The following is a 15,442-nucleotide window of genomic DNA, read 5'->3' as shown; positions in this document are numbered from 1 at the left end:
AAAAAGCTAGATTTCTCTAGCTTTCTGCCATAATGCTTGTGATTTTAGTCTAGTTCTTTAACTGCAGCAATAGCAGCTTCAAAGTTTGGCTCCGTGTTGATATTGTCAACGTATTCTACATAACGGATGATATTGTCAGCATCGAGAACAAAGACGGCACGTGCAAGGAGATGCCACTCGTTGATCAAGAGGGCATAATCACGTCCGAAAGAATGGTCAAAATAGTCTGAAAGCATGATGGCATTGTCAAGGCCTTCAGCCCCACACCAGCGTCCTTGGGCAAATGGTAGGTCCATCGAAACAGTAAGAACGACGGTATTGTCAAGGTTGGATAGTTCTTGGTTGAAGCGACGCGTTTGCGTTGAGCAGATACCAGTATCGATAGAAGGGACAACACTCAAGACCTTTTTCTTTCCATCAAAGTCGGCAAGACTTTTTTTAGAGAGATCGGTTGTAGTGAGGGAAAAGTCGAGCGCCTTGTCTCCGACTTGCAGTTGTTTACCTGTAAAGGTTACAGGGTTTCCTAGAAAAGTGGTCATGAAACTACTCCATTCTTTTTTTCTTTCATTTTACCGAGAATTGTCAGATTTTTCCAATGATTTGACCGGAAAGTGTAAAAAAACGTCAATTCCGTGAGAATGACGTTTTTTAATGGATTACTTAGACAAACCTTCAGCAATCTTATCAAGGTTGTATTTCATCATGTTGTAGTAGCTGTCGCCTTCTTTCCCTTCTTCAGCGATTGAGTCAGTAAAGATTTGTGCGTAGATTGGGATATTTGTGTCTTGTGAAACAGTCTTCATTGGACGGTCATCGACACTTGATTCAACAAAGAGTGATGGAACTTTTGTTTGGCGAAGTTTTTCAACCAAGGTCTTGATTTGTTCAGGTGTTCCTTCTTCTTCTGTGTTGATTTCCCAGATGTAGGCACTTGGGACTCCGTAAGCTTTAGAGAAGTATTTGAAGCATCCTTCGCTGGTTACGATGAGTTTTTTCTCAGCAGGGATATTGTTAAATTTCTCTTTGGCTTCCTTGTCTAGTTTGTCTAGTTTTTCAGTATAGTCTTTAAGATTTTTTTCGTAGAATTCCTTGTTGCTAGGATCTTTTGCAATGAGCTGTTTAGCGATGTTTTTTGCATAAATCATCCCATTTTCAAGGTTAAGCCAAGCGTGTGGGTCTTCTTTGCCTTTCTCGTTTTGGCCTTCAAGGTAGATAACATCAACGCCTTCGCTAACTGCAAAGTAGTCTTTGTTTTCAGTTTTCTTGGCATTTTCGACCAATTTGGTAAACCAAGCATTGCCACCTGTTTCAAGGTTGATACCGTTATAGAAAATCAAGTCAGCTTGAGAAGTTTTCTTTACGTCTTCAGGAAGTGGTTCGTACTCGTGTGGGTCTTGACCAACAGGAACGATACTGTGAAGATCAATCTTGTCACCAGCAATATTTTTGGTAATATCAGCGATGATTGAGTTAGTAGCAACAACTTTTAGTTTTTGACCAGAAGTAGCATCTTTTTTTCCGCTAGCACATGCTACAAGAGCAATGACGGAAAGAAAGAGTACAAGCAATGTACCTAATTTTTTCATTAGATTCCTCCAGAAGGGTTTCCCCGTTATTTAATGATTTTTTTGTTTTTCAGTTTCAAGTATCGTTGCTTAGGAGAGATAAAGAAACTGATTAGAAAGAAGCTGGCGGATGTGAGCACGATGCTCGATCCTGCTGCGAGATTGAGACTATAGCCGATAAAGAGCCCTACAACAGAAGCCAGAGCTCCTAGGCCTGATGAAAGAAAAATCATGCTCTTTAGGCTATTAGCATAAAGGTAAGCCGTCGCAGCTGGGGTGATCAACATGGCCACGATAAGAATGGTTCCAACACTTTGCATGGCGGTGACTGACACAAGGGTCAAGAGCACCATGAGTAGATAGTGGTAGAAATTAACGGGCATTCCCATTGCTTTAGCCAGGAGCTCGTCAAAGGATGTAATCAATAGTTGTTTAAAGAAAATCCCAATAATCAAGAGAATCAATGCCCCCACACCAATGGTAATCCACATGTCCGTATCTTGGACAGCGAGGATATTCCCAAAAAGGATATGGAAGAGGTCTGTCGAACTCTTGGCAACACTAATCAAGATGACACCTAAGGCTAAGAAAGATGAAAAGGTAATACCAATGGCGGTGTCACTCTTGATGATAGAGTTTCCCTTGATGTAGGTAATGATGATGGAAGCCATCAAACCAAAGATGATCGCTCCAATAAAGAAATCAATTCCCAGGATAAAGGAAAGGGCTACGCCGGGCAAAACTGCGTGAGAGATAGCATCTCCCATGAGAGACATCCCACGTAGGATGATAAAACATCCCACAGCTCCAGCAACAACTCCGATGACAATAGCTGTTATCAAGGCGTTTTGTAGGAAATGGAAATGTTGCAATCCATCGATAAATTCTGCTATCATAGGTCACCTCCATTGAAAAAGAGTTTGCTACCGTAGGCCTTTTTAAGATTGGCTTCGGTAAAGGTTTCTATAGTCGGACCAAGGTCTATTAATTCTCGATTGAGAAGCAAAACTTGGTCGAAATAATGGGGGACTTTGCTGAGGTCATGATGGACGATGAGAACTGTTTTACCAGATTTTTTTAGGTCTCTCAGCGTGTTCATGATAATCTCTTCACTAACCGAGTCAATCCCGACAAAAGGCTCATCTAAAAAGATGTAGTCAGCTTCCTGCACAAGGCAGCGGGCAATCAACACACGTTGGAATTGTCCTCCTGAGAGCTGGCTGATTTGGCGATCAGCATAGTCTGAAAGTCCAACGATTTCAAGAGCCTCTGCCACTTTTTTCCAGTGGCTGGCCTTTAAAGTGTGAAAAAGCGGGATAGATGGATAGAGTCCCAGTGAGACACATTCCTTGACCTTGATAGGGAAATTGTAGTCGATATGGATTTTTTGCTCGACATAGGCAACTCGATGTAAAGATTTCTTGACTTCTTTGTCGTCGAGAAAGGCCTGACCTTCATGTGGGATAATTCCCAACATACCTTTTAATAAAGTTGATTTTCCAGCACCATTTGGACCAATAATTCCGGTAATCGTTGGTCCTTGGAGCACTAGTGAAATATCCTTTAGTGCCAACGTTTCTTTGTAGGAGACACTGAGGTTTTCGATACGTATCATACAGTTGTATTCCTCCTGCCTTTTAATATACCTTAAAAAAAAAATTAAGTCAAGTTAATTTTTGAAAAATTTAAAATAATAACTGAAAAACGAAGAAAAAAGAGAAACCATTTTTAATTGCATTCCCAAGTGTTTTTTGCTAAGCTAAGAATAAGTGAAAAATGAAAGCGAGAACAAGATGACACGTTATCAAGATGATTTTTATGATGCTATTAATGGCGAATGGGAAAAAACAGCTGTCATTCCAGCTGATAAATCTCGAACAGGTGGTTTTATTGACCTTGATGAGGAAATTGAAGAGTTGATGCTGGCAACAACGGACAAGTGGCTGGAAGGAGAGGATGTCCCAGAGGATGCTATCCTCGCAAACTTTGTTAAGTACCATCGCATGGTACGCGATTTTGATAAGAGAGAAGCAGATGGGATCAAGCCCGTCCTTCCTCTGCTCAAGGAATATCAGGATTTGGAGAGTTTTGCAGATTTTACCAGCAAACTGGCAGAGTTCGAACTAGCTGGTAAACCAAACTTCCTTCCATTTGGTGTATCGCCAGACTTTATGGATGCCAGAACCAATGTTCTTTGGGCCAGTGCTCCAGGAACAATCTTGCCAGATACAACCTACTATGCTGAAGACCATCCGCAACGCGAAAAGCTCTTGACTTTATGGAAAGAAAAAAATCGCAACCTCCTCAGAGTTTATGGTTTTTCAGAGGATGAGATTTCAGATTTACAAGAGAAACGATTGGAGCTGGACCGTCGAGTTGCAGCTGTGGTACTTTCTAATGAAGAAAGCTCAGAATATGCCAAACTGTACCATCCATACGCTTATGAAGACTTCAAGAAATTCGCCCCTGCCCTATCTCTAGATGACTTCTTCCAAGCTATTCTTGGGCAAGTTCCTGACAAGGTTATTGTAGATGAAGAACGTTTCTGGCAAGCAGCAGACCAATTCTATAGTGAAGAAGCATGGCCTTTGCTCAAGGCAGCCTTGATTTTGGCTGTGGTCAATCTTTCAACCAGTTATTTGACAGATGAGATTCGTGTTTTGTCAGGTGCCTACGCGCGAGCTCTTTCAGGTGTTCCAGAAGCTCAGGACAAGGTAAAGGCGGCTTACCACTTGGCCCAAGGTCCTTTCAAGCAAGCCCTAGGTCTCTGGTATGCGCATGAAAAATTCTCCCCAGAAGCAAAAGTAGACGTAGAGAAAAAAGTAGCGACTATGATTGACGTTTATAAGAAACGTTTGGCTAAGAATGACTGGCTCACTCCTGAAACGCGTGATAAGGCCATCGTCAAACTCAATGTCATCAAACCTTATATCGGTTATCCGGAGGAGTTGCCAGCCCGCTATAAGGACAAGGTAGTGGATGAAACAGCCAGCCTCTTTGAGAATGCCCTAGCCTTTGCGCGTGTGGAAATCAAGCACAGCTGGAGCAAGTGGAACCAACCTGTTGACTACAAGGAGTGGGGCATGCCAGCACATATGGTCAATGCCTACTACAATCCTCAGAAGAACTTGATTGTCTTCCCGGCTGCTATTTTACAGGCTCCATTCTATGACTTGCATCAGTCGTCTTCTGCCAACTACGGTGGTATTGGGGCAGTTATTGCCCATGAAATTTCCCACGCCTTTGATACAAATGGTGCTTCTTTTGATGAAAATGGTAGCCTCAAAGACTGGTGGACAGAAAGTGACTATGCTGCCTTCAAAGAAAAAACACAGAAAGTTATCGACCAGTTTGATGGACTGGAGTCCTACGGCGCAAGAATCAACGGAAAACTAACTGTATCAGAAAACGTTGCTGACCTTGGAGGAATTGCTGCAGCCCTTGAAGCTGCCAAGAGAGAGCCAGACTTTTCTGCTGAAGAATTCTTCCACAATTTTGCTCGTATCTGGCGTATGAAAGGCCGTCCGGAGTTGATGAAACTCATGGCCAGTGTCGATGTTCACGCACCTGCTAAACTCCGTGTCAATGTGCAAGTGCCAAACTTCGATGACTTCTTTACAACATATGATGTCAAAGAAGGTGATGGCATGTGGCGTGCACCAGAGGATCGTGTGATTATTTGGTAAGAGTGTTCTATTAAGAGATTCCGTTAAACAAGGATTCAGAAAGTACATGCTAAAGTGTACTTTCTGATTTTTTGAGTAAATTGCTAATTTTAGAATACTTAAAATGAAAATAATGAGGGAAACATGAAGAAATATTGGATGATGATGATCGTAGCTCTTTGCCTTCCAATTTTGGCATCTTGTGGAGGGAATCAAAGTAGGGAAAATGTAGAGACGTCAACTACAGCAACCACTTCAGCTAAAGAAGTTCAAAAGGATATAGCTACAAAATCAGATAGCGAAGCTAGCATAAGCTCTTCCAAAACGGCACCATCAACTACGGTTGAAAGGGAAAATGATACGGGACAGGACCTATATAAAGAAGTTCTCGAACGATATAAGCGCTATGTATCACTTTTAAATCAAGGTAAGAGAGAAGAGTTGCAAAAAGATCTGAAGGAGAATAAAGTTTCCCCAGAGGAGTTTGGCTATATTTTCACATTAAGCACCTATGAAAAACCAGTGGCTCCAGAATATGTTTTTTCAGATTTGAACAAAGATGGACAGGATGAATTGCTAATTGGGAATGGCCAAAATCTTACAGCAGTCTATTATTTGGAAAATCAAAAGCCCACATTGCTTCATACAGGTTATGCAGCATCTGCGGGTGGTTTTCGATCTAGTTTAAGTCTCTATGAAAATGGTCAAGTTAGCTATGCAAATTGGCATTCGACTTCTCCAGAAATGAACCTAACTCTTTATTCTTTGAATAACAAAGGCGTAAAGATAGTGAAAGAAATGACTCTTAAAATTGGTGGAAATGAAAAAGTTGCTCAAGTTTTAGAGGTTTCTTCTGAAGAGGTTGATCTGACTAAATTTGATTGGAAAGCCTTTGAGCTAGTGAATTAGTTTTAGATCCACTTATTCGCCCATCTTTGATTTGGCAGAGTGAGTCTTGATACAGAAAAATTAACCAAGGATTTTATCCTTGGTTGTTTGCTTGCTAGAAAAAAGGATTAAAGGTCTTTTCGTGAGCGATGGTCGTAGCTGGACCATGCCCTGGATAGACATCGTAGTTAGGGAGGGTAAAGAGTTGAGTCTGAATACCATGAAGAAGCTGTTCCATACTACCTGTAGGAAGGTCTGTCCGTCCGATGGTTTCGCGGAATAGAGCATCTCCCGTCAAGACTAGATGGGCATCAGGGAAAACTAGGGAAACCCCACCGATAGAGTGACCAGGAGTTGGTAGGGCAGTAAAACGGAATTCCTCGATCTGGTATTCTTCATGAAAGACATAGGTGTGTTCAGCTGGTTTGCAGACGACATTAGCCATATCATCATGACGAGGTAGGCCAGAGAGATTGTCAACGGGAGTATAGAGCCAAGAAGCTTCACTCTCTGCTACATAAACTGGGGGATTTTCAAAAGTATCTCTGACTAAGTCAAGACTCATAATATGGTCGTAGTGGGTGTGGGTCAGGAGAATCGCACAGACGGGTTTGTTGATTTTCTCGATGGTCTTGCGAATGGCTTCCCAATGGCTACCAGGATCGACCACAATCAGGTGTTGATCTCCTTCTAGATAATAAGTGTTTTCATAGGCAACGGGATTCACGGTTTTATGGATTTTCATACTGGCTCCAATCTCAAAGAATGTACTAAACTAGTATAGCATAGAAGAGAGAAATAAAGTGAAAAGAAAGTCCCTCTTTTGTGTAAGAGGGACAACGGTCTTATTTAAACTTGAAACCTTCGTAAATGAGTTTTGCTTTGGGATTCTTTTTCTTGATTTGCTTAGCAAGGGACTTCATCATAGGAAGAGGGCCACACATATAGACTGTAGTCTGGGTAGGGATTTCTTCTTGATCTAAAGTCAGGTATCCTTTTTCATTGCTATCGACTAGCTGCAGGTCAAAGTTAGCATTTTGATGGGCGTAGTCTCGAAGTAGATCTAGGTAGACAGCATTTTCCTCTCCACGGAAACTATAGTAGAAGCGGACGTTCCTGTCTAGGATAGGATGCTCACGGATATAAGAGATGAAAGGTGTAATTCCAATTCCACCAGCGATCCAGATTTGCTGCTTTGGACCGTGTTCCATAGTCATATGTCCATAAGCGCGATCAACTGCAACTTTGCTACCAACTTGAAGATTGTCATAGATATTCTTGGTGTGGTCACCAGAGTTTTTTATCGTAAAATAAAGAGTTCGTCCTTGTCCTCCAGAGATGGAGAAAGGATGTGGAGCAGTCTCAAAACCTTTTTGGAAAATTTTTAGAAAGGCAAATTGTCCATATTCGTAGGTGAAAGGATGACTGAGTTCTATTTCAATTTCAGCCGTATCGTGGTTGAGGCGTTTGATCCCTACGATTTTTCCAAGATAGGTGAAACCGACTTTTTGGTAAAGGAAAATAATATAAAAACCTGCCAGCAAGCCTAAAAGAGAATAGATTCCAAAGATAAGACCTAGGAAACTAAAGGAGAGGAGACGATTTCCCATGATCATCAAAACATGAAAAAGGCCAAAGATATAGGCTAGATAAACCAATCGATGAATCCATCTCCATGCCTCATACTGGATGTATTGTCCCAGATAGGCAACCAGAACGATGCTGATAAAGATATAGATAGCGATATTTCCAAACTGTGCAGCCAAATGTGAACCCCAGAGACCGCCCATGCTAAAGTTGTGTAGGGTTAGTAGGAGAATGGATAGAAAAGCGGTGAATTTATGAGCTAGATACATCTTTTCAAGTCCGTTAAACCAAGATTCAAGCAGGGGTAAACGGCTAGCTAGTATAAAAGTAAGTGAGAGGGTAGTGAGAGCTAAACCAGGGATTAGAAACTGACTAGCACCTGAACTGAGCCAAGCTAGAATAGTCAGAAGCATGCTAAGCCCGATAAATAAAATACCTTTTAATGATTTCATAGTAGAAGTCCTTTCATAGATTATCCTATGTTAAATGTAATAAAATTTGTTACATTTTAACAAAAAAAGAATCTCTCGTCAGGGTTCGTGTTTTAAACTAACTTTTCTGACCTTTTTTCTAAAAAAGCCAAGGAATCGGGTGATTCATTGACTTTCTTATCTTAACAATTTTTCCAAGCTTGGTAGCGGGTATCAATCAAGAGTTGGGTTAAGCGTCCTATGGTCTCTCCTTCTTCGGGAGTGAGGGATTGGGCTTGGATAAAGAGATGGTGAATGTGTTCAATGACCTTGAAGGAAGAAAGGTCGTTGATAGAAGAGATGCCTGCATCGAGAATGACTCCAAAAAGAGGTCAAAGTAGAGCTGCAGTTCCTCGCCAGGAACTGTTTCAACCCATTCCTTGAAGGTAGTATCGACTTGCTGGCTGTCACTATTGGTCTCGTCCAGTTGGGCAAAGTGTTTGCCTTCAACCTAAAAAACCTTGATAATGTACTGACCCCAAAAGTTAGATTTTTTCTGTCTAACTTTTGGGGTGTAGTTCAAGACTGAACTTTTTGATTTTTAAATCCTTAGTTCTACTAGTTAATCACTACTGAGCAGAAAAGAGTAGCAAAAAAATGAGCTGTCTCCAAATATTAGAATTGTCTGTTTAATTTTTTTTTGAAGAGTACCTCTAAGATTTTTCCTGTTAAAAATTCCTTTTAACGAAGATTCGGAATTGTTTTTAGGGTCCTATATACAAAAAGAGAACAGTAAATGTTCTCTCTCCGGCTAATATTGTTATTAGATAAATTAACTTTTAGTCTTATTTTTCGTCTTTGTGAAGCATGTTTTTAACACCTTCAATAGCGCCTTCAACAGCGTCTTTAGCATCTTCGGCAACTTCTTTTACTTTAGATACTACTTTCTCAGCTGCACCTTCTTTTTCCATTTTTTCATCGCCGATCATTTTGCCGACACCTTCTTTAATGGAACCTTTTGCTTGATTTAATTTTTCTTCTGTTGACATGATTCTGCCTCCTTTAAATTGATTGATTTAGACCAGATTAATTAGTGTACGCGAGCTTTTTCATTTGTTTCGCCCTTAACGGCTTCAACACCTTCGCCTACTTTTTCTTGAACAGCAGCAACACCTGAACCGATACCAGATTTCACTTTTTCAAATTGTTCTGAAGCAAATTCTCCTGTTGAAGAAGCCACGTCAGTTACTCTGTCTTGGAGGCTAACTGAATCTGCTTCATGCTGTTCCTTCGTTTTGATATCAACAACATTCACATTGACTTCAACAACTTCTAGATCAGTCATTTTTGTAACTTGTGATACTACAACATCTTTGATTTCTTTGTACAAAGCAGGAACATTCTTTTGGTATTCAACAACAACGTTCAAGTCAACTGCAACTTGTTCTTTACCAACTTCAACATTGACACCGCGTGTTACGTTATCAGTATTGATAATTTTTTCTGTTAGATTAGAGAAAAATCCTCCATCAACATCCAAAAGTCCAGGTACTTTTTCAAGTGAAAGACCAATGATTTTTTGGATTACTTTATCTTCATAAGTTAGTTCCCCTTTAACATCTTGAGAAACAACGGCAATATCTTTTTTTTCTACATTTTTATCTACGTTTGACATACGAGACTCCTTTATTTATTTAAATATTTTTCCTTAACATAATATCCAGCAAATGCTCCTAAGCCTCCACAGATTAACACAAAGAGTGTTTTGAAAAAGCCAAAGGATAAGATAAAGAAAGCGAGAATGACACCTACTAAACCTGCAATAATTGGATACTGATATTTTTTAAACCATTCCATTTTTACTTCCTTACTTTACACGACTAACAGTCTTTTTGGTCGTTTTTTGAGGTTCAACTTCTTTTACTTTAACTTCAAGTTTTACCTCACGTTCAATACCAAAGAACTGCTTTAATCCATGAGTTATTTCATGCTGAATCACTTGACACCTGTTTGAGATGTTGTTTGAAGGAAGAATTGTACCTTCTACAGTAACGAAACATTTATTTTTGCGACTATTTACATGGACCTTAGGATCTTTCATAAATCTATGGTCAATCACTAAGCAGCGAACAAAGCTTTCGATAGCCGAATTTCTAAGTTTTAACGTATCTTTTTTTTCTGCTAGCTGAATTTCTAAATATTGTTTAGGATAAAAGAGTATCCCTAACATTGAAATTAAAACTAAAACAGATAGGACAAGTGTCCCCCAAAATATATATCTAGAAATTACGAATTCAAGATAGAGCTGTCTCCAGCTAAATAATTGAATTCCTAAATCACTGACTTCATGATAATCTATGAGAATAGGAAGGAAAATAGTCAAGATTAAAATACAGAAAATAAGTAGTAGTATTTTCTTTGAGTTTGACATATTAAATCCTTTCAAAAAAAGTTTTAAACTATAATCTTACCCGTCTACAGTATTCAAAATTATGGCTTATCACTTTTAATTTCTTATTAGGTAATGCTTATTTTTTACCAAATAAGAATGAAACGACTGCAACAACAATCACTGCACCTACGATTGATGGAATAATAGCCATTCCAGCCAATGAAGGTCCCCAGCTTCCGAGAAGAGATTGTCCTACAGATGAACCGATAAGACCTGCAAAGATATTTGCAATCATTCCCATTGAACCACCTTTTTTAGTGATTGCACCTGCGATGAGACCAATAAGACCTCCTACAATAATGGACCACAACATAGTGTATCCTCCTTTTCTATTTCTAAATCAAAGAACCAATTTCTTTGATTAAATTAATTATATAATATTTTAATTTAGAAAGATAATAGTTCGTCTTAAATCCCTTACTGTAAATATGTACCCTAAATACAGATAAATAATAAAAGCTTGATTTTACTGAGTTTTCAGCAACTAGGCTAGTGATTTTATAACAAGCAAAAGTCGCTGTAAGAGGATTAATACGCTTTGCTTTATTATATGGTATAATTGCATGAAGATTGAAAGACAATCGTTTAGTTTATTATAAAGAGAGAAAAGCTATTCATGAGAGATTTATTATCTAAAAAAAGTCACAGACAATTAGAATTGTTAGAATTACTATTTGAAAACAAACGCTGGTTTCATATTTCGGAACTAGCAGAATTATTGCATTGTACAGAACGTACTGTAAAAGATGACTTATCCCATGTCAGATTTTCTTTTCCTGACTTGATATTTCATTCCTCGACAAATGGTATCCGTATCATAAATACTGATGATAGTGATATTGAAATGGTCTATCACCATTTTTTTAAGCATTCAACTCACTTTTCAATTTTAGAATTTGTCTTCTTCAATGAAGGATGTGATGCAGAGAATATTTGCAAAGAGTTTTATATCAGTTCTTCCTCTCTTTACCGTATCATCCGTCATATTAATAAAATCATTAAGAAACAATATCGTTTTGAAATTAGCCTCAATCCAGTTCGAATCACTGGAAATGAGATTGATATCCGTTACTTTTTTGCCCAGTATTTTTCAGAGAAATATTATTTCCTCGAATGGCCATTTGAAGATTTTTCAGTAGAACCCTTGTGTAAGATGTTAGCACTGGTCTATAAAGAAACTGCATTCCCTGTCAATTTCGCAACTCAAAGAATGTTAAAATTGCTTCTGGTTACAAATTTATATCGCATAAAGCTTGGTCATTTCATGGAAGTTGAGAGAGATTCTTTTAGTAATCAATTGTTGGAATCGTTCATGCAGGCAGAAGAAATCGAGGACATTGTAGCGAGCTTTGATTCTGAATATCAGATCTCTCTGAATAAAGAAGTGCTAGGTCAACTATTTGTCTCCTATTTTCAAAAAATGTTTTTCATAGATGAAAAAGTATTTCTGAACTATGCAAAAAAAGAAAGCTATGTAAAAAAATCATATCAATTATTGGGAGATTTAGTGGATCAGGTATCAAGAGACTATAATCTTCAAGTAGACAATAAAGACAATCTGATTTGGCATCTGCATAATACGGCACATCTGCATCGTCAGGAATTATCTACAGAGTTTATCCTATTTGATCAAAAAGGTAATACAATCAAAAACTTTCAAAATATTTTCCCTCGATTTGTTTCAGAGGTGAAGGAAAGGATTGAACATTATCTAGAGACTTTGGATATGGATCGTAATTCAATGAAGGTCAATCATTTGACCTATACTTTTATCACTCATAGCAAACACTTAGTGTTAGATCTTTTACAAAATCAACCTAAATTAAAGGTTTTGGTCATGAGTAATTTTGATCAGTACCATGCAAAATCAGTAGCAGAGACACTTACTTATTATTGCAGTAATAATTTTGAACTGGAGGTTTGGGGTGAATTAGAGTTATCCCTTGATGCTCTAAAAGAATCACCTTACGACATTATTATTTCTAATTTTATTATTCCGCCTATTGAAAATAAGAGACTGATCTATTCCAATAATGTCAATACAGTCGCCCTCATCTCTTTGCTTAACGCAATGATGTTTATTCGATTAGATGAGTGAGTACAAATTTACACTAAAAAAGCCTTGGTTCCCAAAGCTTTTTTATGTTATAAACTCATTAAAATAACTCCCAGTTAGATTTGGAATATTTTTTATTCTGTGTCACATAAAAATAAATAAAATGAATGGCTATAGCTAGAGCTAAAATGGTTGTTATACTCACTACTATTATAGGATTAGAAGCAAAGATTAAAGAGAGAATCAAGGCAGCCAGATAGAGTGTCGCTTGGACACAGTAGTAACTTTTCGAATAGCGAAGATAGTGTTTGTTATGGGGCCCATTTACTAGGACAGCAGCTTGAAAGAGGCCAAATCCGATATAAGAGAAGCTGGTTGCAAAGAGACGATTAGCTTCAGGATTCTGAAGAAATCCCATCGATACAGTCATCATCATAAGTCCAATGAAAATAGGATAGTGACTGTAAATTAGAAATAGCCCCTTTTGATTAGATTTTTCATCAATAGCATGGTCGAATTGACCAAAATAAAACAAGAACAGAGAAATCATAATAATGAAATAAAGAACCGAATAAATCGAGAAATTCTCGATTGTAAAGAAGTTAGCTAGCTCCGTAATCATCTCTCCAAACATAATAATGACAAGAAGGGAGATGCGCTCGATTAAATGGGGGAGATTTACCTGGTAATGCTTATCTTTATTAAGCAAGATACTTGGCATAATAAATGTTAGCAGAATACTAGCAAATAAGATATAGACTCTAAGGTAAATAGGAAGAAGAGCTGCTAGATAGAATCCTAAACTTCCTAGACCTGTTATCCATAGAAAACCTTTGATACTTTCCCGATTAGCATCATCGGTTGATTTTCTAAAAAATTCAACCAAATATTGAAAAAATAAGGTAAGGGTTAATGTACCAATAGCCCAACAGAGATAATGAAAATATTGTTGCCAATCAGGTCCAATCATATTGGCTATAAAGAGTAAAATTCCCATTTTGATAAACATGATTACTATGTTAAATAAAGAGTTCTTTCCATAGCGATTGGTATAATCGGTTTGAATCATCCAGGAATCGATGAGAAACAAAGTAGCAATGAGAAAATCAAGGAAAGAATTCCAAGTCAAAATACCGTTATGAAGATGGTCAATTAAAGTAGTTACTTTTGAAATTGCAAAAACAAAAACTAAGTCATAAAAAAGTTCTGAAAATTCTACACGTTTATGTTTAATAAGAGTTGTCATCTTAAGTCCTTTCTATTCTAGAAGTACAATTTATTATAACAGAAAATGGTAATGAGAGAAAAGGATATGCTTAAATAACTTCATGTGACGCGAATGAACTGCGCCACAAAAGTTAGGTTTTTTCTGTCTAACTTTTGGGGTGCAGTTCAGAAGGGGTGTTTTTTCTATCGTTTTTTAGTGCTAAGACTACACAAAAAAGCCTAGTAAATCAAGGCTTTTTCCTGTTGTATTTAGATGCCCCCTACAGGGATTTGGAAAGGACTTTCATATTGAGAGCAATTAAAAATATTGAAATATAAGTGATTTTAGGTATTTTCAATGTCATGATTTAAAAATGGGACAAAAGTGGGGCAAAAACCATACAGATTCTAAACTGTATGGTTCTTTTTTTATCTAACCAAGAAAGGTTAAAACTTATTAAAACAAATGCAATCAACTGTTGAAAACTTTTTAGTCCGTGTAATATAAAAACAAGTAAAAAGTTGAACTATAGGGAATATTGTGTCATAATAGGTAATAGATGAATAATTAATAGATTGGAAATAATGCTTTCTTACCTTAACAAGTTGAATTGGTTATACATTTTTTCGTCGCAATTGTGTCTATCTCTCGAGTTTAGCTAGTTTTTATAAGCTCTGGTTTCTAATCAATATAACAAATTTTAGAAGTGCATAAGACAAGATGGTGACATTACTACAGTCATTTCTAGTCACCATATGTTGCTGGCACAGGCTGTTTGTAGTGTTGGCTATTTACTAGTCAGTTTAATCGGAGTGTTTAATTTTTATTGTTGAAAGGTTTTTATATGGCGAAAATTCTATCTTTAGGTCTGACAGGTAAGAAATTACTTGCTCAGGGGTTCTTGTTTGTTCTGCTAGGTCTCATCTTGATGGTCACGGGGACTTGGTTGCCAGTAACAGTTATTCGCCTGGTTCTGTTTTTAGCTTGGATAGCAACGGTCGTAGATTTGCTATTAAGAGTTTTCAAAAAAAGCCAGTCAACGGATACCTTGGGAGTTGCACTGGTTAAATTGTTAGTGCTGGGATATTTGCTAGGTTCTAATCTTGCGACTGATATACCGATTTATGTTCTGGCTCTTGTGATTGGAGTTTATCAGATTTTTAGGGCCACGATTAATCTTGTCACCTATGTTCTCTACCGTAAAAATAATATTCGACCTCGTTTTCGTCTCTTACTAGATGGTATTCTACTAGTTTTTCTTGGTGGAGCTAGTCTTTTGTCCTCTACGGGAAATTCTGTCTTTCAACTCTTTGTTTTAGGGGCTTATTTTTTCCTTTATGGTCTGTCCAATATCCGTGACGGTTTCTTATTTGAAGGGGAAATTGGGAAAAACCATCTCAAACGTCGCATTAGAATTAGCTTACCTATTGTCCTAGCCGCTCTCATCCCTGCAAGAACTTTAGCAAAAATTAACAAATTTATGCTGGAAAATGCTGATGAGGAAGAAGATATCCATCTTGGAATAGTGAAGTCTGGTAAGACAGCAGAGCTAGAAATTTTTGTTCATACAGCTGAGACCTCCCTGTTTTCGGCAATTGGTCATGTGGATATC

15 protein-coding genes and 2 pseudogenes are annotated in these 15,442 nt (G+C 37.9%); 4 read left to right on the top strand and 13 right to left on the bottom strand.

Annotation, left to right across the window (positions count from 1 at the left end; translation table 11 throughout):
* Nucleotides 1–44 precede the first annotated feature (44 nt).
* The 4 genes from tpx to DF216_RS04980 all read right to left on the bottom strand — a co-directional run bounded on the left by tpx (nucleotide 45) and on the right by DF216_RS04980 (nucleotide 3,180).
* Nucleotides 45–539 (bottom strand): thiol peroxidase, encoded by a 495-nt coding sequence (gene tpx, locus DF216_RS04995; protein WP_084945369.1) that lies wholly within the window; start codon nucleotides 537–539, stop codon nucleotides 45–47.
* Nucleotides 540–656: 117 nt separating this feature from the next.
* Nucleotides 657–1,586, bottom strand: a complete 930-nt coding sequence (locus DF216_RS04990) for a metal ABC transporter substrate-binding protein (protein ID WP_000733082.1) — start codon at nucleotides 1,584–1,586, stop codon at nucleotides 657–659.
* A gap of 26 nt (nucleotides 1,587–1,612) precedes the next feature.
* Nucleotides 1,613–2,461, bottom strand: a complete 849-nt coding sequence (locus DF216_RS04985; protein WP_129326161.1) for a metal ABC transporter permease — start codon at nucleotides 2,459–2,461, stop codon at nucleotides 1,613–1,615.
* A complete protein-coding gene (locus DF216_RS04980; RefSeq protein ID WP_049477396.1) occupies nucleotides 2,458–3,180 on the bottom strand; it encodes a metal ABC transporter ATP-binding protein in 723 nt (240 codons plus the stop codon). The genes DF216_RS04985 and DF216_RS04980 overlap by 4 nt, the downstream gene beginning before the upstream one ends.
* 178 nt (nucleotides 3,181–3,358) lie before the next feature.
* Here DF216_RS04980 and DF216_RS04975 point away from each other — a divergent pair, with 178 nt between their 5' ends.
* Together DF216_RS04975 and DF216_RS04970 are read left to right on the top strand one after the other, a co-directional pair.
* Nucleotides 3,359–5,251 (top strand): M13 family metallopeptidase, encoded by a 1,893-nt coding sequence (locus tag DF216_RS04975; RefSeq protein ID WP_129326160.1) that lies wholly within the window; start codon nucleotides 3,359–3,361, stop codon nucleotides 5,249–5,251.
* A 123-nt stretch (nucleotides 5,252–5,374) separates the two neighbouring features.
* Nucleotides 5,375–6,139, top strand: coding sequence for a hypothetical protein (locus tag DF216_RS04970; RefSeq protein ID WP_129326159.1), 765 nt, complete (start codon nucleotides 5,375–5,377; stop codon nucleotides 6,137–6,139).
* Between the two features lie 94 nt (nucleotides 6,140–6,233).
* Here the strand turns inward: DF216_RS04970 and DF216_RS04965 are convergent, their stop codons facing one another.
* The 8 genes and pseudogenes from DF216_RS04965 to DF216_RS04925 all read right to left on the bottom strand — a co-directional run bounded on the left by DF216_RS04965 (nucleotide 6,234) and on the right by DF216_RS04925 (nucleotide 10,880).
* On the bottom strand, nucleotides 6,234–6,863 hold the full coding sequence (locus tag DF216_RS04965) for an MBL fold metallo-hydrolase (RefSeq protein WP_129326158.1): 630 nt from the start codon (nucleotides 6,861–6,863) through the stop codon (nucleotides 6,234–6,236).
* Between the two features lie 100 nt (nucleotides 6,864–6,963).
* A complete protein-coding gene (locus tag DF216_RS04960; RefSeq protein ID WP_129326157.1) occupies nucleotides 6,964–8,157 on the bottom strand; it encodes a ferredoxin reductase family protein in 1,194 nt (397 codons plus the stop codon).
* A gap of 161 nt (nucleotides 8,158–8,318) precedes the next feature.
* Nucleotides 8,319–8,626 (bottom strand): annotated as a pseudogene (locus tag DF216_RS04955) (Mbeg1-like protein); the annotation flags it as partial.
* Between the two features lie 334 nt (nucleotides 8,627–8,960).
* Nucleotides 8,961–9,164: a CsbD family protein gene (locus tag DF216_RS04945; protein WP_000102420.1), complete on the bottom strand. Its 204-nt coding sequence runs from the start codon at nucleotides 9,162–9,164 to the stop codon at nucleotides 8,961–8,963.
* 41 nt (nucleotides 9,165–9,205) lie between these two features.
* The gene (locus DF216_RS04940; protein WP_129326156.1) at nucleotides 9,206–9,790 is read right to left on the bottom strand and encodes an Asp23/Gls24 family envelope stress response protein; all 585 of its coding nucleotides are present in this window, start codon (nucleotides 9,788–9,790) and stop codon (nucleotides 9,206–9,208) included.
* 11 nt (nucleotides 9,791–9,801) lie between these two features.
* Nucleotides 9,802–9,972 (bottom strand): DUF2273 domain-containing protein, encoded by a 171-nt coding sequence (locus DF216_RS04935; protein WP_129326155.1) that lies wholly within the window; start codon nucleotides 9,970–9,972, stop codon nucleotides 9,802–9,804.
* A 10-nt stretch (nucleotides 9,973–9,982) separates the two neighbouring features.
* Entirely contained in the window at nucleotides 9,983–10,546 is a 564-nt protein-coding gene (amaP, locus tag DF216_RS04930) for an alkaline shock response membrane anchor protein AmaP (protein WP_129326154.1), read from the bottom strand.
* A gap of 97 nt (nucleotides 10,547–10,643) precedes the next feature.
* Nucleotides 10,644–10,880 carry a GlsB/YeaQ/YmgE family stress response membrane protein gene (locus DF216_RS04925; protein ID WP_061454319.1) on the bottom strand — a complete coding sequence of 79 codons (237 nt, stop codon included), beginning with the start codon at nucleotides 10,878–10,880 and terminating at the stop codon, nucleotides 10,644–10,646.
* 303 nt (nucleotides 10,881–11,183) lie between these two features.
* On the opposite strand from DF216_RS04925, the gene DF216_RS04920 reads away from it, so the two are divergent.
* Nucleotides 11,184–12,665, top strand: a complete 1,482-nt coding sequence (locus DF216_RS04920; RefSeq protein WP_129326153.1) for a M protein trans-acting positive regulator PRD domain-containing protein — start codon at nucleotides 11,184–11,186, stop codon at nucleotides 12,663–12,665.
* A gap of 58 nt (nucleotides 12,666–12,723) precedes the next feature.
* On the opposite strand, the gene DF216_RS04915 is transcribed toward DF216_RS04920, so the two are convergent.
* Nucleotides 12,724–13,869, bottom strand: coding sequence for a low temperature requirement protein A (locus DF216_RS04915; protein WP_000209253.1), 1,146 nt, complete (start codon nucleotides 13,867–13,869; stop codon nucleotides 12,724–12,726).
* Between the two features lie 805 nt (nucleotides 13,870–14,674).
* Here DF216_RS04915 and DF216_RS04905 point away from each other — a divergent pair.
* Nucleotides 14,675–15,442 (top strand): annotated as a pseudogene (locus DF216_RS04905) (DUF308 domain-containing protein); the annotation flags it as partial.

It is taken from the genome of Streptococcus oralis (assembly GCF_004127215.1).
GTDB lineage: Bacteria > Bacillota > Bacilli > Lactobacillales > Streptococcaceae > Streptococcus > Streptococcus oralis_BD.
This window is presented reverse-complemented; position numbering and strand designations above follow the sequence as displayed.